Source organism: Zobellella sp. DQSA1 (assembly GCF_041950555.1).
Classification (GTDB): Bacteria; Pseudomonadota; Gammaproteobacteria; order Enterobacterales; family Aeromonadaceae; genus Oceanimonas.
In genome coordinates this window covers 3,449,669-3,474,620 of sequence record NZ_CP169531.1, presented here as the reverse complement: position 1 = coordinate 3,474,620, position 24,952 = coordinate 3,449,669, and the positions used below count along the sequence as shown (strand labels likewise).

At 62.5% G+C, this 24,952-nt stretch carries 23 protein-coding genes and 1 tRNA gene; 12 read left to right on the top strand and 12 right to left on the bottom strand.

All coding sequences use genetic code 11. The annotated features are described in order from the left end of the window. Positions 1 to 52: 52 nt before the first annotated feature. On the top strand, positions 53 to 298 hold the full coding sequence (locus tag ACEVBK_RS16645; protein ID WP_202083462.1) for a DUF2960 domain-containing protein: 246 nt from the start codon (positions 53 to 55) through the stop codon (positions 296 to 298). Between the two features lie 19 nt (positions 299 to 317). Here the strand turns inward: ACEVBK_RS16645 and ACEVBK_RS16640 are convergent, their stop codons facing one another. Then, the gene (locus ACEVBK_RS16640; RefSeq protein WP_375056013.1) at positions 318 to 893 is read right to left on the bottom strand and encodes a TIGR00730 family Rossman fold protein; all 576 of its coding nucleotides are present in this window, start codon (positions 891 to 893) and stop codon (positions 318 to 320) included. A 209-nt stretch (positions 894 to 1,102) separates the two neighbouring features. On the opposite strand from ACEVBK_RS16640, the gene ACEVBK_RS16635 reads away from it, so the two are divergent. The 5 genes from ACEVBK_RS16635 to ACEVBK_RS16615 all read left to right on the top strand — a co-directional run bounded on the left by ACEVBK_RS16635 (position 1,103) and on the right by ACEVBK_RS16615 (position 7,182). Continuing rightward, on the top strand, positions 1,103 to 2,938 hold the full coding sequence (locus ACEVBK_RS16635; RefSeq protein WP_375056012.1) for a putative bifunctional diguanylate cyclase/phosphodiesterase: 1,836 nt from the start codon (positions 1,103 to 1,105) through the stop codon (positions 2,936 to 2,938). Positions 2,939 to 3,213: 275 nt separating this feature from the next. Beyond that, positions 3,214 to 4,896 carry a carbon starvation protein A gene (locus tag ACEVBK_RS16630; RefSeq protein ID WP_375056011.1) on the top strand — a complete coding sequence of 561 codons (1,683 nt, stop codon included), beginning with the start codon at positions 3,214 to 3,216 and terminating at the stop codon, positions 4,894 to 4,896. After that, complete coding sequence (locus ACEVBK_RS16625) at positions 4,893 to 5,165, top strand: cory-CC-star protein (RefSeq protein ID WP_375056010.1); 273 nt, start codon at positions 4,893 to 4,895, stop codon at positions 5,163 to 5,165. The genes ACEVBK_RS16630 and ACEVBK_RS16625 overlap by 4 nt, the downstream gene beginning before the upstream one ends. A gap of 324 nt (positions 5,166 to 5,489) precedes the next feature. Continuing rightward, complete coding sequence (locus ACEVBK_RS16620) at positions 5,490 to 6,494, top strand: ArsA family ATPase (RefSeq protein ID WP_375056009.1); 1,005 nt, start codon at positions 5,490 to 5,492, stop codon at positions 6,492 to 6,494. A gap of 109 nt (positions 6,495 to 6,603) precedes the next feature. Then, complete coding sequence (locus ACEVBK_RS16615) at positions 6,604 to 7,182, top strand: cupin domain-containing protein (protein ID WP_375056008.1); 579 nt, start codon at positions 6,604 to 6,606, stop codon at positions 7,180 to 7,182. A gap of 34 nt (positions 7,183 to 7,216) precedes the next feature. Here ACEVBK_RS16615 and ACEVBK_RS16610 read toward each other — a convergent pair whose 3' ends face one another. Next, complete coding sequence (locus ACEVBK_RS16610; RefSeq protein WP_375056007.1) at positions 7,217 to 8,116, bottom strand: EamA family transporter; 900 nt, start codon at positions 8,114 to 8,116, stop codon at positions 7,217 to 7,219. A 105-nt stretch (positions 8,117 to 8,221) separates the two neighbouring features. On the opposite strand from ACEVBK_RS16610, the gene ACEVBK_RS16605 reads away from it, so the two are divergent. Continuing rightward, a complete protein-coding gene (locus tag ACEVBK_RS16605) occupies positions 8,222 to 9,613 on the top strand; it encodes a PLP-dependent aminotransferase family protein (protein ID WP_375056006.1) in 1,392 nt (463 codons plus the stop codon). Between the two features lie 267 nt (positions 9,614 to 9,880). Here the strand turns inward: ACEVBK_RS16605 and ACEVBK_RS16600 are convergent, their stop codons facing one another. The 3 genes from ACEVBK_RS16600 to ACEVBK_RS16590 form a co-directional block, all read right to left on the bottom strand. Further along, positions 9,881 to 11,383 (bottom strand): aldehyde dehydrogenase, encoded by a 1,503-nt coding sequence (locus tag ACEVBK_RS16600; RefSeq protein WP_375056005.1) that lies wholly within the window; start codon positions 11,381 to 11,383, stop codon positions 9,881 to 9,883. Between the two features lie 9 nt (positions 11,384 to 11,392). After that, the gene (locus ACEVBK_RS16595) at positions 11,393 to 12,754 is read right to left on the bottom strand and encodes an aspartate aminotransferase family protein (RefSeq protein ID WP_375056004.1); all 1,362 of its coding nucleotides are present in this window, start codon (positions 12,752 to 12,754) and stop codon (positions 11,393 to 11,395) included. Positions 12,755 to 12,947: 193 nt separating this feature from the next. After that, positions 12,948 to 13,709: a gamma-glutamyl-gamma-aminobutyrate hydrolase family protein gene (locus ACEVBK_RS16590; protein ID WP_375056003.1), complete on the bottom strand. Its 762-nt coding sequence runs from the start codon at positions 13,707 to 13,709 to the stop codon at positions 12,948 to 12,950. 261 nt (positions 13,710 to 13,970) lie between these two features. Between ACEVBK_RS16590 and ACEVBK_RS16585 the strand changes: the two genes are divergently transcribed. Further along, positions 13,971 to 15,344, top strand: a complete 1,374-nt coding sequence (locus ACEVBK_RS16585) for a glutamine synthetase family protein (protein WP_375056002.1) — start codon at positions 13,971 to 13,973, stop codon at positions 15,342 to 15,344. Positions 15,345 to 15,524: 180 nt separating this feature from the next. Then, positions 15,525 to 17,543 carry a Na+/H+ antiporter NhaC family protein gene (locus ACEVBK_RS16580; protein ID WP_375056001.1) on the top strand — a complete coding sequence of 673 codons (2,019 nt, stop codon included), beginning with the start codon at positions 15,525 to 15,527 and terminating at the stop codon, positions 17,541 to 17,543. Between the two features lie 34 nt (positions 17,544 to 17,577). On the opposite strand, the gene ACEVBK_RS16575 is transcribed toward ACEVBK_RS16580, so the two are convergent. The 6 genes from ACEVBK_RS16575 to ACEVBK_RS16550 form a co-directional block, all read right to left on the bottom strand. Then, the gene (locus ACEVBK_RS16575; protein WP_375056000.1) at positions 17,578 to 17,994 is read right to left on the bottom strand and encodes a CoA-binding protein; all 417 of its coding nucleotides are present in this window, start codon (positions 17,992 to 17,994) and stop codon (positions 17,578 to 17,580) included. A gap of 125 nt (positions 17,995 to 18,119) precedes the next feature. Then, positions 18,120 to 19,106 carry a glutathione S-transferase family protein gene (locus ACEVBK_RS16570; RefSeq protein ID WP_375055999.1) on the bottom strand — a complete coding sequence of 329 codons (987 nt, stop codon included), beginning with the start codon at positions 19,104 to 19,106 and terminating at the stop codon, positions 18,120 to 18,122. A gap of 482 nt (positions 19,107 to 19,588) precedes the next feature. Continuing rightward, complete coding sequence (gene trxC, locus ACEVBK_RS16565; protein ID WP_375055998.1) at positions 19,589 to 20,026, bottom strand: thioredoxin TrxC; 438 nt, start codon at positions 20,024 to 20,026, stop codon at positions 19,589 to 19,591. A gap of 4 nt (positions 20,027 to 20,030) precedes the next feature. Beyond that, complete coding sequence (locus ACEVBK_RS16560) at positions 20,031 to 20,444, bottom strand: META domain-containing protein (protein ID WP_375055996.1); 414 nt, start codon at positions 20,442 to 20,444, stop codon at positions 20,031 to 20,033. Between the two features lie 10 nt (positions 20,445 to 20,454). After that, the gene (locus ACEVBK_RS16555) at positions 20,455 to 21,444 is read right to left on the bottom strand and encodes a 2-hydroxyacid dehydrogenase (RefSeq protein WP_375055995.1); all 990 of its coding nucleotides are present in this window, start codon (positions 21,442 to 21,444) and stop codon (positions 20,455 to 20,457) included. 61 nt (positions 21,445 to 21,505) lie between these two features. Then, positions 21,506 to 22,363 carry a hypothetical protein gene (locus ACEVBK_RS16550; RefSeq protein WP_375055994.1) on the bottom strand — a complete coding sequence of 286 codons (858 nt, stop codon included), beginning with the start codon at positions 22,361 to 22,363 and terminating at the stop codon, positions 21,506 to 21,508. Between the two features lie 129 nt (positions 22,364 to 22,492). Here ACEVBK_RS16550 and ACEVBK_RS16545 point away from each other — a divergent pair, with 129 nt between their 5' ends. Next, complete coding sequence (locus tag ACEVBK_RS16545; protein ID WP_375055993.1) at positions 22,493 to 23,182, top strand: MOSC domain-containing protein; 690 nt, start codon at positions 22,493 to 22,495, stop codon at positions 23,180 to 23,182. Between the two features lie 62 nt (positions 23,183 to 23,244). Further along, a tRNA-Pro gene (locus ACEVBK_RS16540) sits at positions 23,245 to 23,321 on the top strand. Positions 23,322 to 23,361: 40 nt separating this feature from the next. Here ACEVBK_RS16540 and ACEVBK_RS16535 read toward each other — a convergent pair. Further along, positions 23,362 to 23,577, bottom strand: coding sequence for an RNA-binding S4 domain-containing protein (locus tag ACEVBK_RS16535; protein ID WP_375055992.1), 216 nt, complete (start codon positions 23,575 to 23,577; stop codon positions 23,362 to 23,364). Positions 23,578 to 23,735: 158 nt separating this feature from the next. On the opposite strand from ACEVBK_RS16535, the gene ACEVBK_RS16530 reads away from it, so the two are divergent. After that, positions 23,736 to 24,869, top strand: coding sequence for an aminotransferase class V-fold PLP-dependent enzyme (locus ACEVBK_RS16530; RefSeq protein ID WP_375055991.1), 1,134 nt, complete (start codon positions 23,736 to 23,738; stop codon positions 24,867 to 24,869). Positions 24,870 to 24,952: the final 83 nt, after the last annotated feature.

Sequence of the window (24,952 nt, the reverse complement as noted above, 5' to 3'; positions counted from 1 at the left end):
AGTAGGGACCGGCATTGCGGCGACAATGGTCTTTTCCCTGGGGACAGCACCAATGGCATTTCGCATCCGCTACCACTACCGCAAGCAACAGAAAGAAATCGGCTACGCCAACGACAAACACCACAGCCTCTATGATGCCATCGCGGCGGCAGAGGGGGTGGACCTGACCGAGTTCCGTCGCATGGAAACCCAGTTGGCCAACGTCAGCCGCAACGACCGAAAGACCCTGAAGGATTTTCGTGAAGAGTATTTCAGAAAACTGGGCTTCAGCCAGGTCACCATTTTTCGCGAGGAATAAGGCCCACCCACGGGCTATGCTATTTGGCCCACTTGGCCTTGATATCCCGGGGAGCCTGCTCCAGGGCGTGCAGCAATGCTTCGGGGGTATCCGCCACCAGCAGCAGGCGGCGATAATCCGGGTGTACAAAGCCCTGAGCGATGGCGTGATCCACGAAGGTCAGCAGGGGATCGTAGAAACCGTCGATATTGAGCAGCCCCAGGGGTTTCCGGTGGAAACCGAGCTGGGCCCAGGTCAGGGCCTCGAACAGTTCCTCGAAGGTGCCGAAGCCGCCGGGCAGGGCGATAAAGGCGTCCGCCAGCTCGGCCATGCGCGCCTTGCGGCTGTGCATGTCCGGCACCACCTCCAGGCGGGTCAGGCCCGGGTGCCCCAGCTCGGCGTCGACCAGGCTCTCGGGTATGACCCCATGGACCCGCCCTTTGGCCGCCAGGGCGGCATCGGCCACCGTGCCCATCAGGCCGACGGCCCCGCCGCCGTAGACCAGGGCGAGATCCCGGACAGCCAGCAGGCTTCCCAAGGCTTCGGCCTGCTGTCGGTAAACGGGGCTCGCACCCAGGCTGGAGCCGCAATACACACATACTGAAGAAAGGCGCATCTTGTTATTCCCGTGGTTATTTTAAGGTTGTTGTGCTCCCACCGCGCTGCCAACAAGGGCCGATTTCGCGGCCGCATCATTATACAAAACAAGGTGTTATTAAATAAGCAGGGCCGGGTACTGTTTTCGCGTCGGGACGGAAAGCGCATGGACAGTGCCGAATGGCTTTGCCATTATAGGCGGGGATAAAAACAGTTAACGGACTATCTGTGGATCAAATTCAGACCTTTTTCGGCTATCACCATGCCTTGGTACAGCTGTTGCGCCATCGGGATTTCGGCGGTCAGGACAAGCGCAGCAAACTGGAAGCCCTGAGTGCCCTCTGTGGTGATCTGCTCGAGGTGGACAATGTCGGAGTCTGGACCTCGGGGATCAGTGGTAACAGCCTGAGCCGGGTACTGACCTATCGTCGGGGCCTGGGATTTGACAGCAGCGCATGCAGCCTGAGCCGGGAGCAGCATGGTCCTTATTTTGCCGCTCTGGATGCCGCTGAGATCATCAGTGCCGAAGATGCGGCAACCGATCCGCGTACCCGCTCTTTGCACCAGGGCGGCCCGGGCCGGGAAGGCATTGGCGCCGTGCTGGACGCCCCTATTTTTGATGGTCGCCGGCTCGGCGGCGTGATTGCGCTGGAAACCGGACAACGACGAAGCTGGACCCTGGCTGACATTTCCTTTGTGACTGCCATTGCCGATACCATCAGCCTGATCAATGCCCACGAAGCCTGGCTGAACAGCCGCAAAGAACTCGACTATATCACCCACCATGACGACTTTACCGGGTTGCTGAACCAGCGCTCCCTGCGTAATCATATCAAACGGTTGATCGAACTGGATGGCAACGCCCAACCCGAACCTTTCGCTCTGCTGTGGATCGACATCGACCGGCTCAACGCCATCAACAACGGCATGGGGCTGCATGTGGGGAACGAAGTGGTCAGTGAGATCGCCGCCCGGCTGCGGGGCATGCTGCTGCCGGGCAAGGAACTGGTGGCCCGGGTGGGCGGTGACGAGTTCGCCATGATCTACCGTTTTCCCAAGGAGGTGGGCACCATGCACGGGGCGGTGGATACCATACTGGAGACCATCGGTCATCCCATCATGGTGGGCGAGCAAAAGGTGCAGGTCAGTGCCAGCATCGGCATTTCCTTCTTTCCGTATGATGGGAACGATATCTCTACTCTGATCCGCCATAGCGAATCGGCCATGTACCATGCCAAGTCCTGTGGTCGCCGCCAGGCCCAGTATTTCAATCAGGATATTTCGGCCTCGGCCAAGGCCCGTTTCCTGCTGGAAGGGCAGTTGGCGGAAGCTATCGCGCATGACGGACTGAGCGTACTCTACCAGCCGATAGTGTCCAACGACGGCCAGCGCCTGGTGGGAGCCGAAGCTCTGGTGCGCTGGCGGCATGACAGCCTGGGCTTTATGTCGCCGGCGGAATTCCTGCCTCTGGCCTATGAGGCCGGTTTGATTGCCGCGCTGGATCAATGGGTACTTGAACGGGTATGCCGGGATATCCAGGAGAGTCGTCGGCAAGAACTGATGTTGCCGCCGGTGGCGGTCAATCTGTCGGCCGACGCCATTATGGACCCCTTGCTGTCCGACAAGGTCTGGGCGCTGCTCGAACGCTACCAGGTGGTGGGAGAGCAACTGGAGCTGGAGGTGATTGAGGACGCCATCAAGGGGGATTCCAGGGCGTTGCGGCAGACACTGGAGGAATTGGTGCGAATGGGCATCAAGCTGTCTATCGACGATTTCGGGACCGGCTATTCCTCGCTGCTGCGGCTGAAAAGCCTGCCTTTCACCAAGCTCAAGATCGACCGTTCCTTTACCAAGGAACTGCCCCATGATGTGGATGACTGCGCCATTACCCTCTCGATCCTCGGCCTGGCCAAAGGTCTGGGGCTGGAGGTGGTGGCCGAAGGGGTCGAAAACCAAGAGCAGGAAGCCTGGCTGCAACGCCAAGGCTGCAACTATCTGCAGGGGTTCAAGTATCACCGCCCCATGAGCATCGAGCAATTTCGCGAGCTGCTGGTGACGGCCTGATAATTTGGTGTCATCTGCGGCATTGTGAATTATTTTCCTTTCTTTGTACTTTAATGTTTTATTTTTGTGGTTTATGTTGCCGGTAATGACGCTTCATGACGGCTTAATCACTCCCCATGGTTGTGGAAACCCTTGCTTATTTATCGGGTTAAACGATATTACTCCTTGATTTTGCCTGACTTTTTGCCTTTGCTAAGGGGCCGGCCTGTTCTCGTGGCCGGAACCACCGCCATAACAACAATAACATTGCATTATCCGTACGGGAGAAGGGTGATATGAATGCAATATTCCTGATGCTGATCGGACTGGGTGCCATGGCACTCGGCTATTTCGTCTATTCCAAATTTATTGCCGAGAAAATCTTCCGGCTGGATCCCAACTTTCGTACCCCGGCCCACGAATTCGAAGATGGGGTGGACTATGTGCCCACCAACAGGTTCGTGCTCTGGGGCCACCATTTCACCTCGGTGGCCGGGGCCGCGCCCATCGTTGGCCCGGCCATCGCCGTGATCTGGGGCTGGGTGCCGGCCTTTTTATGGGTGGTGTTCGGCACCATCTTTTTCGCCGGGGTACACGATGCCGGTGCCATCTGGGCCAGTAACCGTAACAAGGCCAAATCGGTGGGGGCCCTCACCGGCGACGTGGTCGGGGCCCGGGCCCGCAGCATTTTCATGATAGTGATCTTCCTGGTATTGCTGATGGTCAACGCCGTGTTCGCGGTGGTGATCGCCGGCCTGCTGACCCAGTTCCAGACCGCGGTGGTGCCGGTGTGGGGCGCCATCCTGGTGGCGCTGATCATCGGCCAGCTGATCTATCGCAAGATGATTGGCCTGCTCACCGTGTCGGTAGTGGGGGTGATCGCCCTCTACGCCCTGATCGGGATCGGGCCTTCCATGCCGCTGGCGTTGCCCGAGCTGTTCATGGGCCTGACCGACAAGGCCCAGTGGATCATCCTGCTGTTCGTCTATGCCGCCATCGCCTCGCTGCTGCCGGTATGGATGTTGCTGCAGCCCCGTGACTACATCAACGGCTTGCAGTTGTTCGTCGGCCTGGGCCTGCTCTACGGCGCCGTTATCATCTCTGCGCCCGAGGTGGTGGCCCCGGCGTTCAACACCGAGGTACCGGCCGGCACGCCCTCGCTGATTCCGCTGCTGTTCGTGACCATCGCCTGCGGCGCCATTTCCGGTTTCCATGGCCTGGTGTCGTCCGGCACCACCTCCAAGCAGCTCGACAAGGAGACCGATCTGCGTTTCGTCGGTTACTTCGGAGCCATCGGCGAGGGTTCCCTGGCTCTGGCTGCCATTATCGCCGCCACCGCCGGCTTCGCCAGCCTGGCCGAATGGCAGGGTATCTACGACGCCTTCGGCAAGGGTGGGGTGGCCGCTTTCGTACAGGGCGGCGCCAATATCCTGAGCAACGGTCTCGGCTTCAATATCGAGCTGTCGCAGACCATTCTCACGGTGATGGCGGTGCTGTTCGCCGGCACCACCATGGACACCGGCCTGCGCTTGCAACGCTACATCTTCCAGGAGTGGGGCAGCATCTACAACATCGGCTGGATGCAGAAGGCGGCTCCCGCCACCCTGCTGGCGGTGGGCTCCTGCCTGGTACTGGCGTTTGGTGCCGGTGGCGACGGCTCCGGCGGCCTGCTTATCTGGCCGCTGTTCGGCACCACCAACCAGCTGCTGGCCGGCCTGACCCTGCTGGTGATCACCGTGATGCTGGCCCGGCTCAATCGGCCCGTGTACTACACCCTGCTGCCGTTGGTGTTCGTGCTGGTGATGACGGTGCTGGCGCTGCTGATCCAGCTTAAGGGCTTCTACGATCAGGGCAACTGGTTCCTGTTCGGTCTGGATCTGGTGGTGCTGGTGGCGGCCATCCTGGTGGCGTTGGAGTGTGCGTCCACCCTGGGCAGGTTGCGAGCGGGGAACGCCGAGAAGGCGGAGGACCAGGCGTGAAAATAAAACGGGTGCTGGCCTGGGTTGCCCGGGCCAGCCAGTTCGCGGAAGAGGTGTACAATGCCCCCTATCGGGCGGCCATCGCCCGGGCCAAGCGGGAGGAGGACGACCTCTTCATGCTGCTGGTGTTTTCGGAAATGATGGGGGTGCCGAACCCGGCCTCCTATTACACCCTGGAGCTCCAGCCCCTGCTGCTGGAGCGTTTTCACGGCTGGCACAAGCGGATGGGGATGGAGCATTCCCCGCTCGATCATTTTCGCTGTTGCTGAGGGAGCTGCTTTTGAACCGGCAAAATCGGGTAAAGACCGTCTCTACCGACACGCCGTGAATACATCCAGGCAGGCTCCGCTGTCGCGGAAACAGCTCTTGGTGCCCCATGGCGCAGCGGGTCGGTGGCGCCGTTCCCTTTGTCCTTCCTGTTGGCAGCTCGGTTGCCTGACAATGTGCATCAGACAGCACCTTAACTTCACGAAGCGGCAGCAGGGATTGCCGTATTTGACGAGCGGCTCAGGAATGAGCTTGAGGCGTGTCGAAGGAGGCAACCCTGCTGTTGCTTCGCATGCCGGGCCGGCTTTTATATATGGAGATGTTTCATGTTATTGACCGACAAACGCGTATTGTTGGTGGGCGGCAAGGGAGGGGTGGGCAAGACCACGGTGTCTTCCGCCCTGGCGCTGCTGGCCGCCAACAGGGGCAAACGCTGCCTGCTGGTGTCCACCGATCCGGCCCACAGCCTGGCCGATGCCTTCGGCCGGGAGATAGGCGACAGCATTACCCGGCTGGCGCCCAACCTGGACGGCCTGGAGCTGGATCCGGATCGGGAGGTGGAGTTGCACCTGCAGAAGGTGCTGACCCAGCTCAAGCGCTTTACCCGGCCCGAGATGTACGGCGAGGTGGAGCGCCAGATCCGGCTGACCCGCCAGTCGCCCGGCGCCCAGGAGGCGGCGCTGCTGGAGCGTATCGCCCGGGTGATCGAGGAGGGGATGGAGAGCCACGAGCTCATCATCTTCGATACTGCCCCTACCGGCCATACCCTGCGCCTGTTGAGCCTGCCCGAAGCCATGGCCGCCTGGACTCAGGGGTTGCTGCGCAGCAACAAGCGTTCGGAAAAACTGGGGGAGGTGCTGGGGCACCTGACGCCCAGGTCGGGGCGGGATATCGACACTCCTTTCGACGATCCCGGCGAGCACGAAACCGCCGGCCTGGACGACAGGAGCAAGGATATTACCGAGACCCTGCTGGCGCGCCAGCGGCTGTTTCAGCGTACCCGTCGGGTGCTGACCGACGGCGGGCAAACCGCGCTGCTGTTCGTGCTGACTCCGGAGAAACTGCCGATACTGGAAACCGGGCGGGCGGTGGCGGCCTTGCGGGCGGAGAAACTGCCCCTGGCCGGGCTGGTGGTCAACCGCATTCTGCCGGACGACGCCGATGGCGACTTCCTGGCCAGGCGGCGGCAGCTGGAGAAGGGGCACCTGGCGGAGATCGAGCGGTTGTTTACCACCCTGCCCCGTTACCCGCTCCATTTGCAGCCCACCGATATCCAGGGACTGGAGGGTTTGAAGGAAATGGCCAAGAGGCTGCAGCAGGTGGGATTGTAGCGGAAAATTTATTCGATAAGTCGGGCAGTTAGAATCAATTTACAGTCTCTTCCGGCTTCCTGTAGAATGCGGCTCGCACAATTTTTCCCCTCTTTCTTGGCGTGGTGATATGACGACAGCGGATCAAGGTTCTGACGATGCCAACGATGTGGGCACCCGACTCAAGGCGGTCCGCCTGCTGCGCAATATCTCCCAGCGGGAGCTGGCCAAGCGCACCGGGGTGACCCACTCCAGCCTGTCGCTGATCGAGCAGGGCAAGGTCAGCCCCTCGGTCAGTTCGCTGAAGAAGATCCTCGACGGCATTCCCATTACCGTGGGCGAGTTCTTCACCCTGGATTTGCAGAACACCGATCAGATCTTCTACACCGCCGACGAGCTGCAGGACGTGGGCTCCGGCAGCCTGTCGCTCAAGCTGGTGGGCTACAACCGCAAGAACCGCGCCATGTCCTTTATCATCGAGACCTACCCGCCGGGAGTGGATACCGGGCACGACATGATGGCCTACCGGGGCGAGGAAGCCGGGGTGGTCATCGAGGGGGAAGTGGAGCTGATCGTCGGCGCCCAGTGCCGGCTGCTGAAAGAAGGCGACAGCTACTATTTCTCCACCACCCAGCCCCACCGTTTCCGTAATATCAGCGACCAGCCCTGCCGGATCGTCAGCTGCTCCACCCCGGCCAAGCATTTCTGAAGGCCAACGGGGGCGCCCCGGGGCGCCCTCAACCTCAAGACACCGTTTTCTGTCCCGCCGCCGTTCTGGTCACGCCGGGTAAAGGGCCCCGGTAGAGCACCAGGCCGACGCCCAGCAGGAAGGCGCTGCACGACACCCACTGGGCGGCGGACAGCCGCTCGCCGTAAATGAGGTAGCCGCTGGCCAGCGCGAACACCGACACCAGCAGGGTGAGCGGCGCCATCTGGCTCATCGGGTACCTGAGCAGCATCTTGTTCCATACCCAGTAGCCGAACAGGGTGGTGGGGTAGGCCTGGAACAGCACCGAGATCCAGGCATCGGCGTTCCACTGCCGGTAGGTGGCTTCAAGCACCTCTACCCCGTTGAACAGCACGCTCAGGCCGATCAGCGGCAGCGGCGCGAACAGCATGCCCCAGATGTTGAAGGCGAAGGGCGAACGGGTGCCCGACTGGCGCACCATGACCCCGGCCAGCGGCCAGCAAATCGCGGAGATCAGGATGAAGATCACGCCCGCCGGGGTCACGTTGCCGTTGGTGTAGAGGATGGACACCGCCAGGCCGACCAGCGCCATCCCCATGCCGAACCACATGCGCGGGGAAATGATCTCTTTGTAAAGCAGCACCCCCACCAGCACCGTGGTCAGCACGTCCAGTTGCAGCAGCACCGACGCCATGCCCGACGACAGGCCGAAGGTGATGGCGCTCGACGCCATGCCCCAGATGCCGGTGCCGAATACCAAGCCGTAACCCATCAGGTAGCGCCAGGGCACCCTGGGCCTGCGAATAAAGAAAATGATGGGAAAGGTGGCGCAGCAGAAACGCGCCGCCGCGATCAACAGCGGATCCATCTCGGTAACCCCGAGCTTGATCATTGAAAAGTTGAACCCCCAAATCGCCATCACCGATACGATAAGCAATAAATCCCGGCCCTTCATCCGTCCCGTTCCCCGCGTTGATGTAAGAAGGCCCAGTGTCGCTTGCGGGCATAAAGCGGTACAGATACAATTTTTTAAAAGTAAAGGGGTACAGATGAGGTGGGAATGGCGAAATACCGGCGGTTGGCGGAGAAATTTATCGGCGATATCCGGGCGGGCAAGCTCGCCGCCGGCGATCGCCTGCTGTCGCTGCGGCAGTTCGCCCGGCAGCAGGGGGTCAGCCTGTCCACCGCCGTGAGCTGTTATGCCGAACTGGAATCCCTCGGCTGGCTGGAGGCGCGCCCCAAGTCTGGCTTTTTCGTTGCGGCGAGGCGCCCCGCCACCCAAAGGCCCGAATGGACGCCGTTCGAAAGCCGGATCGCCACCCCCATGGTGTCCTATCGCCACCCCGCCACCCTGAGCGGGTCCCTGGGCACCTCGCGCCTGTCCCTGGAGGAGGCCACTCGAGGTACACTGGAGCGCAGCTTCCGCCGGGCGATGAAGGTGGCCGCCGAGCGACTCGACTGCTATCCGGCACCGCAGGGGGAAACGGTGTTGCGCGAGGCCCTGGCCGGCCACTTCAGCCAGTGCGGCTTCGCGCTCGATGCGGACGAGTTGGTGATCAGCCACGGCTGCATGGACGCCGTGAAAACCGCGCTCGAAGTCTGTACCCGGCCCGGTGACGCCGTCGCCATCAGCTCGCCCTGTTACAACGGCTTGCTGGACGTGCTGGCGCAGCTGTCATTGCGCATCGTGGAAATTCCGTCGCTGGAAGACGGCATCGACCTGGCGCAGCTGGAGCACCACCTGCGGCTCGGCACCGTGCAGGCGGGGCTGTTCTGTACCACTCACATGAATCCCCAGGGCATCACCATGTCGGTGGCGCAGAAGCGACGGCTGGCGCAACTGGCCAACCGCTACCGGGTGCCGGTGATCGAGGACGATGTCTATCTCGAACTGGCGCACCACCCGCATGTGCCGCTGCCGGCCGCCTATCATGACGAGGGCGGCTTCGTGATCTGGTGCGGCTCCCTGTCCAAGACCCTGTCGCCCAGTTATCGCCTGGGCTGGTGCCGGCCGGGCCGCTATTTCCGGCCTTATGTGCAGCGGGCGCTGGGCGTACCGACCCTGATGCAGCTGGCGCTGGCCGATTTCATCGACACCGGCGCCTACGCCAGGCATCTCAGGCGCAGCCGTGACCGGCTGGCCCTGCACAAGCAGCAGTATCTCGACTACCTTGCCCGGCACCTGCCCGAGGGCAGCCGCATCAGCCAGCCCGACGGCGGCCTGGTGTTGTGGATCCAGGTGCCGGGGCTGGACAGCGATGCCCTCGGCCGGGAAGCGGAACAGGCGGGGTTGGATATCCGCACCGGCGCGCTGTTCACCGCCTCCGATCGCTATCGGGATTGCCTGCGCGTCAATATGGGATTCCCCTGCGAGGAGCCGGTGCAGCGGGAGTTACAGACCCTGGTCGGGCTTATCGGCAAGATGGCGGGGCAGGGCGCAGGCCACGGATAAGATGTACGGAGCTTGGCCATTCATCACCGTCGGGCCGTCTGCTGTGACCGTAGAAAAGAGGTAACAGGGCCACCTCCGCCGACATGCTGTAAGTACATTCATGTAAGCTCGGAAATGCCATCCCTGGCATTGCACTGTCGGGAGGTGCTCCCTGTTGCTTTCCCCCGGTTGCCGGGTTGGCCGACTTCTTCTACGGGCATGGCAGACAATCTGACCATCAAGCCCAGGGCTCCATCATGAAGCCCTGAGCTTTTGGTCGAGAAAGCCTCAGTTTCCGTGCAGGGCTACCCAGGTGGTCTTCAACTGGCTGTATTCCGCCAGGGCGTGCAGCGACTTGTCCCGGCCGTTGCCCGACTGCTTATATCCACCGAAGGGTACCGTCATGTCGCCGCCGGCGTAGTTGTTGACGAACACCTGGCCCGACTCCAGCCGCCGCGCCGTGGTCAGCGCCTGGTCCAGGCTCTGGGTCCACACCGCCGCCGCCAGGCCGTAGGGCGAGTCGTTGGCGATGGCCACCGCCTCGTCCGCGCTGTCGAAGCCGATCACCGCCAGCACCGGGCCGAAGATCTCCTCCTGGGCCAGGGCCATGCCGTTGTGTACCTCATCGAACACCGTGGGCGGAAAATAACAGCCGCCGCTGTCGGTGAGCACCGGCTCGCCGCCCAGGCGCAGCCGGGCGCCCTGGGCCAGGGCCCGGTGTACATGGCTGCAGATGCCGTCGAGCTGGGCGGTGTCCACTATGGCACCCATGGGGCTGTCGGGAGCCAGCGGATGGCCCGGCTGCCAAGCCCGGGCGTGGTGCAGCAGCCGCTCCACCAGCTCCTCCTTGATGGAATTTTCCACCAGCAGCCGGGAGCCGGCGATGCACACCTCGCCCTGGTTGTAGAAGATGGCCTGGGCCGCCTCCCGCGCCACCCGGTCCAGATCCCCGGCATCGGCGAAGACGATATTGGCGCTCTTGCCGCCGCATTCCATAAAGGTACGCTTCATATTGGACTCACCGGCGTACTGGGTGAGCAGCTTGCCCACCCGGGTGGAGCCGGTAAAGGCCAGGGCGTCCACCTCCGGGTGCAGGGCCAGGGCCTTGCCCACGGTGTGGCCGTAGCCCGGCAGCACCTGCAGGATACCGTCGGGAATGCCCGCCTCCCGCGCCAGGGCCGCCAGCCGGATGGCGCTGAGCGGAGACTTCTCCGAGGGCTTGAGGATCACCGCGTTGCCGGCGGCCAGCGTCGGGGCGATTTTCCAGCAGGCCATCATCAGCGGAAAGTTCCAGGGCACTATGGCCGCCACCACTCCGAGCGGCTCCCGGGTGACCAGCCCCAGGCTGTCGGGGCCGGTGGGGGCCACCTCGCCGTAGAGCTTGTCGATGGCCTCGGCGTTCCAGCGCAGGCAGCGCACGGCGGCGGGCAGATCCACCTGCAGCGCATCGCGGACAGGTTTGCCCATGTCGAGGCTGTCGAGCAGGGCCAGCTCCTCGGCGTGCCGCTCCACCAGCTCGGCCAGCCGTAGCAGGACTCGCTTACGTTCGACTGGAGCCAGGGCGGACCAGTCGCCCCGGCGGAAGGCGGCGCGGGCGTGGCCCACCGCCAGCTCGGCATCCTGCTCGTCGCAGCTGGCCACCAGTGCCAGGGGCAGGCCGTTGGCCGGGTTGAGGGTGGCGAAGCGATCGCCGCCCATCGCCTCGCAGTAGCGGCCGCGGATAAAGGCCCGGTCCTCGGGCTGCAGGCCCTCACTCAGGGCCTGCCAGTCGGCATAGGTTTTTTGGCTCATCGGCTTTCCTCAGTCCATGATGCCCAACTGACGGGCGGTGAGATCCAGGCTCTGGCGGGCCAGGCGCACCAGCTCGTCTATTTGCGCTTCGGTGATCACCAGGGGCGGGGACACCACCATGGTCTCGCCCACCGAGCGCATTACTATGCCGGTCTGGAAACAGTTGTCCCGACACTGGCCGCCGATACCCGGCTCGAAGCGAGCCAGGGTGGTTTTGTCGGCCACCAGCTCCAGGGCACCGAGCAAGCCTAAGCTGCGCACCTCGCCCACCAGGGGGTGATCGGCCAGGGTCGCCCACTGTTGGGCGAAATAGGGGGCGGCCACCTCGCGCACCTGTTCGAGAATGCCTTCCTCTTCCATCAGCTCCAGGTTGCGCAGTGCCACGGCGGCGCAGGCCGGGTGTCCGGAATAGGTGAAGCCGTGGTAGAACTCACCGCCCTGCTCGATCAGCACCTCGGCCACCCGGTCGCCTACCAGCACGCCGCCGATGGGCAGGTAGCCGGAAGACAGTCCCTTGGCGATGGGCATGAGATCAGGCTTGATATTGAAGTGCTGGCTGCCGAACCACTGGCCCAGCCGGCCAAAGCCGCAGATCACCTCGTCGGCAATCAGCAGAATGCCGTAGCGATCGCAAATGCGCTGAATTTCGGGCCAGTAGCTGTCGGGCGGAATGATCACGCCGCCGGCGCCCTGCACCGGCTCGGCGATAAAGGCGGCCACCCGCTCTACCCCCAGTTCCTTGATCTTCTGCTCCAGGGAGCGGGCCGCCAGCAGGCCGAATTCCTCCGGGCTCATCTCCCGCCCTTCGCCGAACCAGTAGGGCTGGGCGATATGCTCCACGTCCGGCAGCATGGGGCCGCCCTGCTCGTGCATCGGGGCCATGCCGCCCAGGCTGGTACCGGCCACGGTGGAGCCGTGGTAGCCGTTGCGCCGGCCGATGATCACCGTCTTGTTGGGCTGGCCCTTGAGCTGCCAGTAGCGGCGCACCATGCGCACCACGGTATCGTTGGACTCGGAGCCGGAGCCGGTGAAGAACACATGGTTGATGTGCTTGGGCGCCAGCTCGGTCAGCTTTTTGGCAAGCCGGATCGCCGGCGGGTGGGCGGTCTTGAAGAAATTGTTGTAGTAGGGCAGCTCGGTCATCTGGGCGGCGGCGGCCTCCACCAGCTCCCGGCGGCCGTAGCCCAGGTTGACGCACCAGAGGCCGGACATGGCGTCGAGGATGCGGTTGCCTTCGGAGTCGTGGATATAGATGCCGTCGGCGCCGGTGATGATGCGGCTGCCGCTGCCCAGCGCCTTGGTATCGGTGAAGGGGTGCAGGTGGTGGCGGCTGTCGTCCTGGCGCAGGGTGCGGGTGTCGTATTGTTGCATGGTGATGTCCTTGTCGTCTGGGCCTGTTCAGGCGTGTTCAGGTGTATTCAGGGTTGTCCAAGTGCTATCGGGGCAGGCTGCTGCCACGCCAACACGCAGCAAGTACATCCCTGTATGCTCGACGATGGTATCCCTGCCATCGACGGTTGGCTTAGGCAGCAGCCTGTCCCTCTTGCGGAATAAGACGCCTTTTTCAGGCGAGGATACGTTGTCGGTGCCGGGCGCAGGCGGCGCCGAAGGCGGTAAAAATGGCCCGGTAGAGCGGATGCTCGTCGGTGCGCCATTCCGGGTGCCATTGCACTCCCAGGGCGAAGGGATGGGCCGGATCGCGGATGGCCTCGATCAGGCCGTCCGCGGCCAGGGCTTCCGCGACAAGGCCCTCGCCCAGCCGGTCGATGCCTTGCTGGTGCAGGGAATTGACCTCGAATTCCAGCTCGCCGGTGAGCCGGGCGAGCAGGCCGTCCGGATTGAGGCGGATGCCATGGGCGGGCCGGTAGTGCTCGTCCAAGTCCGGCGTGGCCGGCTCCCTGTGGTCGAGCAGGTCGGGCAGCTCCTGCAGCGGCTGGCGCAGGCTGCCGCCGTAGGCCACGTTCATTTCCTGCAGCCCCCGGCAGATGCCGAGCAGGGGCAGCTGCAGGCGGCGGGCTTCGCGGACGAGCGACAGGGCCGAGCCGTCCCGGGCTGGATCGTAATGGCAGTCGCCGGGCCAGGGCGGTCGGCCGAAATGGCGGGGTTCCACATTGCTGTAACTGCCGGTCAGGCAAAGTCCGTCCAGCCGGGCCAGAATCGTTGGGTCCAACCCCTCGGCCAGGGCCGGCAGCAGCACCACTTCCACCCCCGCCGATTGGCGCAGGGCCGTGACGTACTTGTTAACCACCATATGGCAGCCATGCCCCTCTATCTGACGCTGGCAGGCGCTGACGCCCACCACGGGGTTGTGCATTTTTCTTTCCATATTGCCACCCGATAAATATGGTTGTTTTATATATTCAACATCAGCGGTGTTGCTCATGTAAAGAATAAGAGCACGTGGCGGCCGTTAATGCCAGAGTGAAAAGGGAATAAAAATCCGTATTATGCCTAAAGTGTGATGCGGTTAACTGTGTGTTACAATAATTTAACTTTATTTCCGTCTGGTGGATTGCCCTGTAATGTTGATTATTCTATAACGTTATTGAGTTTGGAGTGGTTATTAAAAGACAACATGGAGTTCACTATGGGTGACAGGGGCATGCAAGAGGCCCGGGTGTTTCTGGAGCAGAACCCGGATATCAATTCCATCGACCTGATGATCGGCGACATCAACGGGGTGATCCGCGGCAAGCGTATTCCCCGGGACAGCCTGCTCAAGGCCTATGAGGAAGGGATCTGCCTGCCGGCGTCCCTGTTCGCGCTGGACATCAATGGTAACACCATCGAAGAGACTGGCCTGGGGCTGGATCAGGGAGAGGGCGACCGGATGTGCTTCCCGGTGCCGGGCACCCTGAGCCGGGTGCCCTGGCAGGACAGGCCCTGTGCCCAGGTACTGATGAGCATGTACGAGAACGACGGCACTCCCTTTGTTTACGATCCCCGTCATGTGCTGCAGGGGGTATTGTCCCGCTTCGGTGAGCTGGGGCTGACGCCGGTGGTGGCGGTGGAGACCGAGTTCTACGTGGTGGACAGGGAGCGGGACAATCAGCATCAGCTGCAGCCGCCCCTGTCGCCGGTGACCGGCAAGCGGGACAAGCAGTGCCAGGTGTATTCATTGTCGGATCTGGACGACTACTGCGACTTTATTGAAAGCATCCATCAGGCGGCCCTGGTCCAACAGTTGCCGGTGGACACCGCCATCGCCGAATGCGCTCCGGGCCAGTTTGAGATCAACCTCAAACACAGGGCCAGCGCGATGCAAGCCTGCGACGAGGCGGTGTTGCTCAAGCGGTTGATCAAGGGGGTGGCGGCCCGCCACGGCATGGAGGCCACCTTTATGGCCAAGCCCTACAACCAGGAGGCGGGCAGCGGCACTCATATTCATGTGAGCCTTATTGACGACCAGGGCCGCAACCTGTTTTCCGGTAGGGACGACGGCGGTCTGGGTAGCGACATGCTGCGCCAGGCGGTGGCCGGCGTACTGGCACTGATGCCCGAATCGATGGTGGTATTCGCCCCCAATGCCAACAGCTACCGCCGTTTCCAGCCCGGTTTCTATGTGCCCATGAGCCAGACCTGGGGTGCCGACAACCGCACCGTGGCGGTGCGCATTCCCGGTGGTAACAGGGAGGCGCGCCGGCTGGAGCACCGGGTGGCCGGCGCCGATGCCAACCCCTACCTGCTGGTGGCCAGCATACTGGCGGGCATCCACCTCGGCATCAGCCAGCGGCTGAGCCCGCCGGCGCCGGTGGCCGGCAATGCCTATGCCAGTCATCCGCCCAGCCTGCCCAACAGCTGGATCCAGGCGCTGGATCAATGGCAGCGCAACGAGGTGCTGCCGTGCTACCTGGGGGCGGAGTTCTGCCGGGTCTACCACGCCAATCGCTACGGCGAGCGGCAGCTGTTTATGCGCCATGTCAGCTCCCAGGAGTACGACTGGTATCTGCGTTCGGTGTAAGCGAGGAAAAAAACCATGGAAGGATATCAACAGTTGCGGGGCTGCCTGCTGGCGGCTTCCGGTGTGCGCCCCTGCCCGCAGGAGGCTCAAAACAGGCAACACCCATTCCATAAAGGCGGACAAAGGGAGCGGCTTCGCCGACCGTTACATGCCATGGCGGGCATGTGCGAGCGTACAGGGATGTATGCACAGCGTGCCAGCGGAGTGGGCCCTTTAGTCGGCTCCATCAGCCATGACCGGCGACGTTGTCAACGAGTTCTGGCGGGGTTGCTGACGGCCCTGTTGGCCCTGGTGCTGCTGTGGCCGGGAGGCCTTCGGGCCGGAGAGGCGGAACTGGAATTGAGCCTGCCGGCCCTGGTGCTGAAGGGGATTCCCTTCGAGGTGAAGGTGAGTGGCACCCCGGCGCAGCCCCTGTGGCTGGTGCTGGACGGCGAACACCATGGCCTGGCGTTCGAAGAGGGTGAGGCGGTGGTGGAAGGTGTGGTCACCGGCGCCGACCACGCCACCCTGACCCTGACGGATGCGGGTGGCCGGGTGCTGGCCGAGGCACAAAGCCCGGCCATCGCCGCCTGGCTGTCGGTACTGCCGGCGCTGCTCGCCATCGTGCTGGCGCTGGTGTTCCGCCAGGTGATACTGGCGCTGTTTATCGCCATCTGCGTCGGCGGCTGGCTGGGCTATGGCCTGGCGGGCGACCGGCTGCTGACCAGCGTGCTCGACTCGGTGAACCTGCATGTGCTCAGCGCCGCCAGCGACTCGGAGCATATGTCGGTGGTGCTGTTCTGTCTGCTGATCGGCGGTATGGTGGGTATCATTTCCCGCAACGGCGGCACCGTGGGCATCGCCCGCCATATCACCCGCTTCGTGCGCGGCCGGCGCAGCGCCCAGACCACCACCGGCCTGCTGGGCACCGCCATCTTCTTCGACGACTATGCCAATGCACTGATCGTCGGCAATACCATGCGCAACATCACCGACAAGCTGCGTATTTCCCGGGAAAAGCTGGCCTATATCGTCGACTCCACCGCCGCCCCCGTGACCGCCATCCTGCTGGTGACTACCTGGATCGGTTTTCAGGTGGGCTTGATCGACGAAGCCATTCGTCAGATCGATGGCTTCGAGGGCTCCGCCTACGGGGTCTTCCTGGCCGCCATCGGCTACAGCTTCTACCCCATACTGGCGCTGCTGTTCGTGTTTATGATAAGCCTCAGCGGCCGTGACTTCGGCCCCATGCTGCAGGCGGAAATACGGGCGGTGCAGCAGCACGGCGAGCAGGACGAGGCGCTCACCGACCGGGAGGCGATCGCCGAAGAGGCCAGTATCGACGCCAAGCCAGGCATTCCTCACCGGGCATTGAACGCCATCATCCCCATGACGGTGCTGGTGTTCACCACCCTGGGCGGCATCTGGTATACGGGCATGAGCGAACTGGGTTTTTCCGCCGAGGCCGGCCTGCGCGAGGTGTTCGGCGGTGGCGACTCCTTCACCGCCATGATGTGGGGCTTCCTGCTCAGTACCCTGGTGGCGCTGGCCATGACCCGGCTGCAGGGCCTGCTCAGCATGGATGAAACCGCCCACTATTGGTTTGAGGGGGTCAAGTCCATGTTGCTGCCCATCACCATACTGATGATGGCCTGGGCGCTGTCGTCGGTGAACGAGTCGCTGCACACCAGCGACTATCTGGTGAGCGTACTGAGCGATAGCCTGAGCCCGGAGCTGATTCCGGTGAGCGTCTTCCTGCTGTCGGCCTTTACCGCCTTCGCCACCGGTTCTTCCTGGGGGGTGATGGGCATCATGATGCCACTGGTGGTGCCCCTGGCCTGGGCGGTGCTGCAGCACCACGGCCTGGCCGGAGACCCGGCGGCCATGCACCTGTTCTACGCCTCGGTGGCGGCGGTGCTGGCCGGGGCCGTGTGGGGGGATCACTGTTCGCCCCTGGCCGAAACCACCCTGCTGGCGGCCATGGCCTCGGGTTGCGGCCTGGTGGAGCATGTGCGTACCCAACTGCCCTATGCGTTGTTCGTGGGGGGGATTAGTACGGTATGCGCCATTATGCCCGTGGCCTACGGCCTGCCCTGGTGGCTGGGTATCGCCATCAGTATCGCGGTGATGGCGTTGGGATTGCGGCTGTTGGGCAGGCGGGCGGAAGAGCCGGGGGAGGAAGCGGGCGTGTCGGTCAGGGCAGAGGCGGACGCCCGATAAACGGAAAAGGGGCCCGCAGGCCCCTTGACTCTGGTTACCCCAGCAGTTGCTGGTGAACCTGCTTGATACAGAGATTTTCCACATATTCCAGTTCGGCCTCGGCGGCGGACTCGGCGGCCTGCTCGCTGGTAATGCCTTCCTGCAGCCACAGGCACAGGGTTTCATGTTCGACTGCTTCCAAAGCGATGTCGGCAGCGAACTCGCCGCGACGGAACACGTTGACCAGCTGCACCGGCCGATCCAGATCCTCCAGGCCGGCCACACAGATTTGACCGAGGATGACGGCGCCGGCCAGTTGCGGGTTGACCGGATAGACCTGATAGCCTTGTTGTTGCAGGTACTCCATCACCTGATAGCTGGCCCGATCCGGGCGGTTGGAGGCACCAACCAGGGCGATGCTTCGGGTGTTGGAAAGAATACGTTTCAAGCGATCTTGCTCAAGCGCGTCCATGGGGCATACCTAGTGGAATAAAAACCCCTTTATACCAGCTTGCCCCCCCGCGAATCCATGGTCGCCAGCTCAATTTAGCTGGCGGAAGCCATTCTCCAGATAACGCCGGGCTGGGAAGAGGTTGCTCAATCGAAGCGGCGGGTGCGGTGGTGGGGCTGGCTCCAGTCCTGTGCCGGGCCCACGGAGACGATGCCGTGGGGATTGATGGTCGGGTGACTGCGGAAATAATGATGGCGGATATGGGCCAGATCCAGGGTATCGGCGATGCCTGAGGTCTGGTAAATGTCACGCAGGTAGCCGTAAAGCATGGGGTATTCGGCTATTTTGCGATGATCGCACTTGAAGTGGGTGTGATAGACCGCATCGAACCGGGCCAGGGTGGTCCACAACCGGATATCGGCTTCGGTGAGGCGGCTGCCCAGCAGGTAGCGCCGTCCGGCCAGCCGTTGTTCTAGTCGGTCCAGCCCGTCGAACAGGGTCGTGATCGCTTCGTCGTAGGCGGCCTGGCTGGTAGCAAAGCCGGCCCGGTAGACGCCGTTGTTGACCTGGTCGTATACCTCGGCATTGACCGCCTCTATCCGTTCGTGCAGTTCGGTCGGGTAATAATCGCCCGGAGTGGCGCCCAGATGGTCGAAGGCACCGTTCAGCATGCGGATAATGTCGGCGGATTCGTTGCTGACGATGGTCTGCCGCTGCTTGTCCCACAGCACCGGCACCGTGACCCGGCCGGAATAACGGGAGTCGGCCTTGAGGTAGAGCTGGTACAGATAGTCGAGGCCGTAGAGCCCGTCACCGGTGGCGCCCTCGAAATCGGTGGCAAAGGTCCAGCCGTGTTCCAGCATGACAGGGTGTACCACCGAGACCGAGATCATTTCTTCCAGCCCCTTCAGTTTGCGCATCATCAGGGTGCGGTGGGCCCAGGGACAGGCCAGGGAAACATAGAGGTGGTAACGGCCCGCCTCGGCCTGGAAGCCTGCTTGGCCACTGGGACCCGCCTCGCCGCTCGGCGTGATCCAATGGCGAAACTGACTCTTGCTGCGCTCGAAGCGCCCTTGGGTGGCCTGGGTGTCGTACCAGACGTCGTGCCAGATGCCATCTACCAGCTTGCCCATCGTCTTACTCCTCTTTGAATGGTGACAACCCTATTGTGGCCGAGTGGGCGAAGATGACCAGCGGGGATATTAGAGCCAGTTTTTCAATAAATTTGAATGCCTGTGTGTTCTTGAACGGTGCTGCAGGGGGCACTGTCGTCGGAATCTGTTTACGATTTTTGCAAGGCTGTCTGTTATCACCTAGCGAAGAGACAACAGGGCCCCTCCACCGACACGCTTCCAGCACCTCCCTGTGACGGTCGGTGGAGTCCATCCCTGTCGTCTTTAAGTTCCGCTGTGGTCTGATAGTCGTATCAACAGGCGACACCGGTGCTCTGGGGAGGACAAAGGGGGCAGCGAAGCCGAACCCTCGCCAGGGATGGCGCGGCGGAGCCGTGCGCTTTGGCCGAGTACTGCAGATCTTAAACAGGCTCTCAGGTTGGCTTGGAAAAGGGGTAAGACCGGCCCACCCCTATGGGGCGGGCAAGACCGCGGTTTTTAGCTCAATAAAACTGACTCAGCCACTGGCGCAACTGGCCGGCGGAAAGGGCTCCGGATTGGCGGGCCAGCTCCTGGCCGCCGGAGAAGGCGATCAGGGTGGGGATGGAGCGGATGCCGAAACGGGCTGCCGCCGTCTGGTGGCTTTCCGTATCCAGCTTGGCCAGGCGCAACCTGCCCTGCAGCTCGGTTTCGGTCGCGGCGGCGGCGAACACCGGCGCCATCATCTTGCAGGGGCCGCACCAGGGCGCCCAGAAATCGACCACCAGGGGCAGGGTTTCATGGGCCAGCAGGCGCTCGAGCCGGGGGCCGTCCAGTTCCAGCGGTGCGCCGGGCAGCAACGAGGCCTTGCACTTGCCGCATTGGGGAGACTGTTGCAGTCGCATCGTCGGCACCCGGTTCTTGGCCCCGCAGGCCGGGCATATGAGGAAGTGCTCGCCCATGGCGTTAGTCCACGTCAGCCAGGCGATAGCCCAGGGTGTAGTCGCTGCCGGTCAGGATCAGCTGCCGGTCGTCATGGCTGACGGCGGCGCCCTGGTTGAGGGTGGTCAGCACCGCGGTTTCCACCTGCTGTATGGTATCCGACAGGCAGGCCATCTTGGTACTGGCCAGGGGATCCGCCTTGAGCCGGCCCTGCTCGAGCCTGGCGCTGCCGAAGAAGCGGTTGCAGCCGGCCAGGCCGCTGATGGCCATGTGCTCGCCGATGGCCAGCTCGGAGCCGATGTCGGTGGAGACCGGTTCGCCGTTGACGGAGGCCAGGGTCCAGCGATGATGCTGCAGGCTGGACTCGGTGGTGCTGAGACCGCCGCCGGCGCAAGCGGCGAGCAGCAGGGTGGTGGTGGCGGCAAAAGCGAGTTTCATGTTGTGCTCCTTAATTGATTTTATTATCGCAGGGTTCCCCGCGGGAAAGCCGTTGCAGGTTGTCGAGGGTGGTGTGGGCAATGGCGGCCAGGGCTTCCCGGGTGAGGAAAGCCTGGTGCCCGGTCATGATCACGTTGGGGTAGGCGGACAGCAGGTGAAAGGTGTCATCGCGGATGATCTCGCTGGACTTGTCCGCGAAAAACAGGTTTTCCTCTTCTTCATATACATCCAGCCCGAGGGCGCCGATTCTGCCGCTGTTGATGGCCTCGATGGCATCCCCGGCGTTGAGCAGACCGCCCCGGCTGGTGTTGATGATCATGACCCCGTCTTTCATGCGCGCGAAGCTGTCCCTGTTGAGCAGGTGGTAATTTTCTTCAAACAGGGGGCAGTGCAGGCTGATCACGTCGGCCTCGGCGAACAGTTGCGCCAGCGGCACATAGCGTGCCCCCAGGGCCAGGGCTGCGGGGTTCTCCATCGGGTCGTGCACCAGCAGTTCCATGCCCAGGCCCTTGAGGATGCGCAGGGTGGCGATGCCTATCTTGCCGGTACCGACGATGCCGGCGGTCTTGCCGTGCATATTGAAGCCGACCAGGCCATTGAGGGAAAAGTTCGCATCCCGGGTGCGCTGGTAGGCCTTGTGGATATGGCGGTTGAGGGTGAGCATCAGCCCCACCGTATGTTCGGCCACCGCTTCCGGTGAGTAGGCCGGCACCCGTACCACCGTCATGCCGGCCGCCCGGGCCGCCTCCAGATCCACGTTGTTGTAGCCGGCGCAGCGCAGGGCGATGTAGCGTACGCCTCCGGTGGCCAGCACGTTGATCGCCCCGGCGTCGACCTTGTCGTTGACGAAGACACAGACGGCGTCGAAGCCTTTGCCGAGCGGGGCCGTGTGGGGTTCGAGCCGGGCCTCGAACCAGGTGATGTTGAAGCCGTAACCGGCATTTTGTTCGGCGAAGGGCCGTTGCATATAGGGCTGGCTGCTAAAGAAGGCGATGTTCACCGGTTCTGTGCTCCGAGCTGCTGGGTTGATATAAGGATACTGTGCGGTTGTCGCCGTTTTTTCAAGGCCGGGCCCCCGGATGCCAGTAATGTTCCGGCAAGGCTCGGGTGGCTTCGGTCAGATCCGGATTGACCAGTTCCAGGCGTTGCCGCCGTTCCAGTTGCAACTGCTGCAGGCTGGTGCGGATCAACGGATGCTGCTCGAACAGCGCCATGAAGCTGCCGTCGTTATAGGCCCGCTCCAGCCCCCGTTGCAGCGCTTCGGCCAGCCTGGGCGCCTCGGGACTCACGAAGAAATAGACCGCGAAGGGGTAGTGCAACAGCAGTCGGGGTTCGATCATCAACTGCGGGTACTGTTCTCCCTGGGCCCTCAGCTCGCCGAAGGCTTCCACCGGGCTGCGTGGGTAGTAATCGACGTGTTGGTTGCGGTTGAGCATGTCCAGTATGGTGCTCCTGCGGGCTGCGCTGATGTTCAATCCGGCGCCTTTCAATACCTCGATATCGCTCCAGCCGATGCCCTGAACCCCGGTAAAGGCGGCCAGTTCGGCCAGGCTCTGCACCGGACTGAATTCCTGCTGGCGTGACTGGTTGATGAGCAGCACCCGGAAGCCGGACAGCCCGCGCATCAGCGGCACTCGCACCGGCAGCAGCTTTTGTTCGTATTCGGACGAGGTCCCCATCCAGGCGAGGTTGACCGGGGTGCCGCGGAACAGCATCTGGGCGATGCGGAACTGGGACTCGTTCAGCGGCACCGGATTGATGGTAAAGGGCTCGCCGCTCTTTTCCAGGGCCAGAGTCAGCACCTGGCGATAGTAGTCGTGGTGGGGCGGGGCCTGTTCCGGTTGCGGAATATTGACCGCCAGTCTGGCCTGAGCCGGCAGGCTGAACAGGGCCAGCAACAATAACAGCACTTTATTCATGACACCCGGTTCCTTAATGAGCATGATAGGGGAATGGCGTTATACCTTGTTATAGACTCAATCTACCCTGAGTTGCAGGGCTTTGTCTTATTCGGTTACGCGTTTTTATCACCGGCGGGGGAGGCGTTGATGCATGTAACGATTCTGGCAGGCAAGCCGAAAATGTTGAATCCGGCGATTGCCAGTGCCATCGACAAGCAGCCGGTCAGCCGCCGCCAGTTTTGCAGCTTTGGCGGACTGAACGACGACGCCCAGGTATCCACCCGTTTTCACGGTGGCCCGGAACGGGCGCTGCACTACTACCCCCGGGAGCACTATGGCTTCTGGCAGAGCTGGTTCCGGGGCATGGGGCTGACCGGGCCTCTCGGGCTGCTGGGCCCGGGCGCCTTCGGCGAGAATATTTCCGGTGTCGGTCTGCTGGAGCAGGAGGCCTGCATCGGCGACATTTACCGGCTGGACAGTGCCCTGGTGCAGGTAAGCCAGCCCCGTTCGCCCTGCTACAAGCTCAATGCCCGCTTTGGCTACGATTTTTTCTCGGTGCTGGTGCAGGCCAATGGCCGGGCCGGCTGGCTGCTGCGGGTACTGGAGCAGGGAGAGGTTGCTCCAGAGGCCACCATGACCCTGGTGGAGCGGCCTCATCCGCAGATGCCGGTGAAGCGGGCCGGCGATATTGTGTTCAACCATGGTTTCGATCAGGCCGGCTTACGGGAACTGGCAGAATTAGATTGTTTATCAACCAGTTGGCGTGAAAAAGCAGCGGATTACCTGGTCGAGGGCCAGGTGAGCGACTGGAGCCTGCGGCTATTGGGACCTAAATAAGAGGTTTGATGAAAAAGAGCTTGCAAGCGTTGCGCCATTTATGTAAATTCTCGCCCCGTTGACGGCATGTAGCGCAGCTTGGTAGCGCACTTCGTTCGGGACGAAGGGGTCGGAGGTTCGAATCCTCTCATGCCGACCAGATTCAACAAAAAGGCCTGCAGCAATGCAGGCCTTTTTGCTTACTCCGTTACCACCACGTCCTGGCCATTGAAGCTGACTCGCTGTCCGGCCACTATCTTGCAGCGCTTGCGCAACTCCACCTCGCCGTTGACCAGTACCATACCGTCCTCGATCACCGCCTTGGCCATGGCGCCGGAATCGCACCAACCGATGACCTTGAGCAGGTTATGCAAGGGAATGAAGGCATGGCCTTCCAGGCTGAATTGTTCGCTCATTTGAGGGGCTACCACAGTTAAAAACAAGGCCGTTATGGTAACACCGGTGGCGGCCGAGCCGGCAGTGGGATCTGGAATGGATTTTTGTGTACCGGGTCTTTGTTATTTGTGAACAGATTGGGCAGTATGAAGCATTAACGCTCAGCGAAGAGGTGCTTATGTCCGGATTACTGCCCCATGTCGACCCTGATGGTCTGCTGGAATACTCGGTGGTTTATACTGACCGTTCTCTGAACCATATGTCGCAACGCTTCCAGCAGGTGATGCGGGATATCTCCGCCAGTCTCAAGGGGCTGTATCGGGCCGAGTCGGTGGTGGTGGTGCCGGGCAGCGGCACCTTCGGGATGGAGGCGGTGGCCCGTCAGTTTGCGACCGATCAGCATTGTCTGGTGATCCGCAACGGCTGGTTCAGCTATCGCTGGAGTCAGATTTTCGAGGCGGGCCGTATCCCGGCCTCGGAAAGGGTGTTCAAGGCACGCCCGGTGGAGCCCGGTCCCCAGGCGGCGCTGGCCCCGGTGCCCATCGAGGAGGTGGTGGCCAGCATCAGGGAGCACAGGCCGAACCTGGTTTTTGCCGCCCATGTGGAAACCGCCGCCGGCATGCTGCTGCCGGATCATTACCTCAAGGCGGTAGCCGCAGCGGTGCATGAAGTGGGTGGTCTCTTCGTACTTGATTGCATCGCCTCCGGCACCCTCTGGGTGGACATGGAGGCTTGTGGTGTCGACATCCTGCTCAGTGCCCCGCAGAAGGGCTGGAGCAGTTCGCCCTGCTGCGGCCTGGTGATGCTGAGCGAGCTTGCCCGGAAACGCATCGAGGACACCCAGAGCAGCAGCTTTGCCTGCGACCTGAAGAAATGGCTGCAGATCATGGAAGCCTACGAGCAGGGTGGCCATGCTTATCATGCCACCCTGCCCACCGACGCCCTGCTCCGGTTCCGGGACACCATCAGGGAAACCGAGGCGCTGGGCTTTGCCCTGCTCAAGGAGCGCCAGCAGCAGCTGGGAAACCGGATACGGGCGTTGCTGGCGGCGCGAGGCATCAAGAGCGTGGCCGCCCACGGCTTTGCCGCCCCGGGGGTGGTGGTGTGTTACACCGATGATGCGGCCATCAAGAGCGGCGGCAAATTTGCCGCCGAGGGGCTGCAGATTGCCGCCGGGGTACCGCTGCAATGCGATGAACCGGCCGATTTCCAGACCTTTCGCATCGGCTTGTTCGGGCTCGACAAGCTGCAGGACGTGGATCGCACCGTCGCCACCTTCGAGCAGGTGCTGGACAAGGTGTTGCGGGGATAGTTCGGAACCTCCCGAAAGGCGGTATTTGCCGCCCTGCTCTCAAATCATGGCCAAGGGGTATGGTGCCGCCCTTCGGCCTTGGC

Excerpts from the sequence above, each read along its gene's own strand:
- ACEVBK_RS16645 (WP_202083462.1), top strand. The coding sequence starts at position 53 with ATGGCATTTCGCATCCGCTACCACTACCGCAAGCAACAGAAAGAAATC.
- ACEVBK_RS16640 (WP_375056013.1), bottom strand. The coding sequence starts at position 893 with ATGCGCCTTTCTTCAGTATGTGTGTATTGCGGCTCCAGCCTGGGTGCG.
- ACEVBK_RS16630 (WP_375056011.1), top strand. The coding sequence starts at position 3,214 with ATGAATGCAATATTCCTGATGCTGATCGGACTGGGTGCCATGGCACTC.
- ACEVBK_RS16620 (WP_375056009.1), top strand. The coding sequence starts at position 5,490 with ATGTTATTGACCGACAAACGCGTATTGTTGGTGGGCGGCAAGGGAGGG.
- ACEVBK_RS16615 (WP_375056008.1), top strand. The coding sequence starts at position 6,604 with ATGACGACAGCGGATCAAGGTTCTGACGATGCCAACGATGTGGGCACC.
- ACEVBK_RS16610 (WP_375056007.1), bottom strand. The coding sequence starts at position 8,116 with ATGAAGGGCCGGGATTTATTGCTTATCGTATCGGTGATGGCGATTTGG.
- ACEVBK_RS16605 (WP_375056006.1), top strand. The coding sequence starts at position 8,222 with ATGGCGAAATACCGGCGGTTGGCGGAGAAATTTATCGGCGATATCCGG.
- ACEVBK_RS16600 (WP_375056005.1), bottom strand. The coding sequence starts at position 11,383 with ATGAGCCAAAAAACCTATGCCGACTGGCAGGCCCTGAGTGAGGGCCTG.
- ACEVBK_RS16595 (WP_375056004.1), bottom strand. The coding sequence starts at position 12,754 with ATGCAACAATACGACACCCGCACCCTGCGCCAGGACGACAGCCGCCAC.
- ACEVBK_RS16590 (WP_375056003.1), bottom strand. The coding sequence starts at position 13,709 with ATGGAAAGAAAAATGCACAACCCCGTGGTGGGCGTCAGCGCCTGCCAG.
- ACEVBK_RS16585 (WP_375056002.1), top strand. The coding sequence starts at position 13,971 with ATGGGTGACAGGGGCATGCAAGAGGCCCGGGTGTTTCTGGAGCAGAAC.
- ACEVBK_RS16580 (WP_375056001.1), top strand. The coding sequence starts at position 15,525 with ATGTATGCACAGCGTGCCAGCGGAGTGGGCCCTTTAGTCGGCTCCATC.
- ACEVBK_RS16575 (WP_375056000.1), bottom strand. The coding sequence starts at position 17,994 with ATGGACGCGCTTGAGCAAGATCGCTTGAAACGTATTCTTTCCAACACC.
- ACEVBK_RS16570 (WP_375055999.1), bottom strand. The coding sequence starts at position 19,106 with ATGGGCAAGCTGGTAGATGGCATCTGGCACGACGTCTGGTACGACACC.
- trxC (WP_375055998.1), bottom strand. The coding sequence starts at position 20,026 with ATGGGCGAGCACTTCCTCATATGCCCGGCCTGCGGGGCCAAGAACCGG.
- ACEVBK_RS16560 (WP_375055996.1), bottom strand. The coding sequence starts at position 20,444 with ATGAAACTCGCTTTTGCCGCCACCACCACCCTGCTGCTCGCCGCTTGC.
- ACEVBK_RS16550 (WP_375055994.1), bottom strand. The coding sequence starts at position 22,363 with ATGAATAAAGTGCTGTTATTGTTGCTGGCCCTGTTCAGCCTGCCGGCT.
- ACEVBK_RS16545 (WP_375055993.1), top strand. The coding sequence starts at position 22,493 with ATGCATGTAACGATTCTGGCAGGCAAGCCGAAAATGTTGAATCCGGCG.
- ACEVBK_RS16535 (WP_375055992.1), bottom strand. The coding sequence starts at position 23,577 with ATGAGCGAACAATTCAGCCTGGAAGGCCATGCCTTCATTCCCTTGCAT.
- ACEVBK_RS16530 (WP_375055991.1), top strand. The coding sequence starts at position 23,736 with ATGTCCGGATTACTGCCCCATGTCGACCCTGATGGTCTGCTGGAATAC.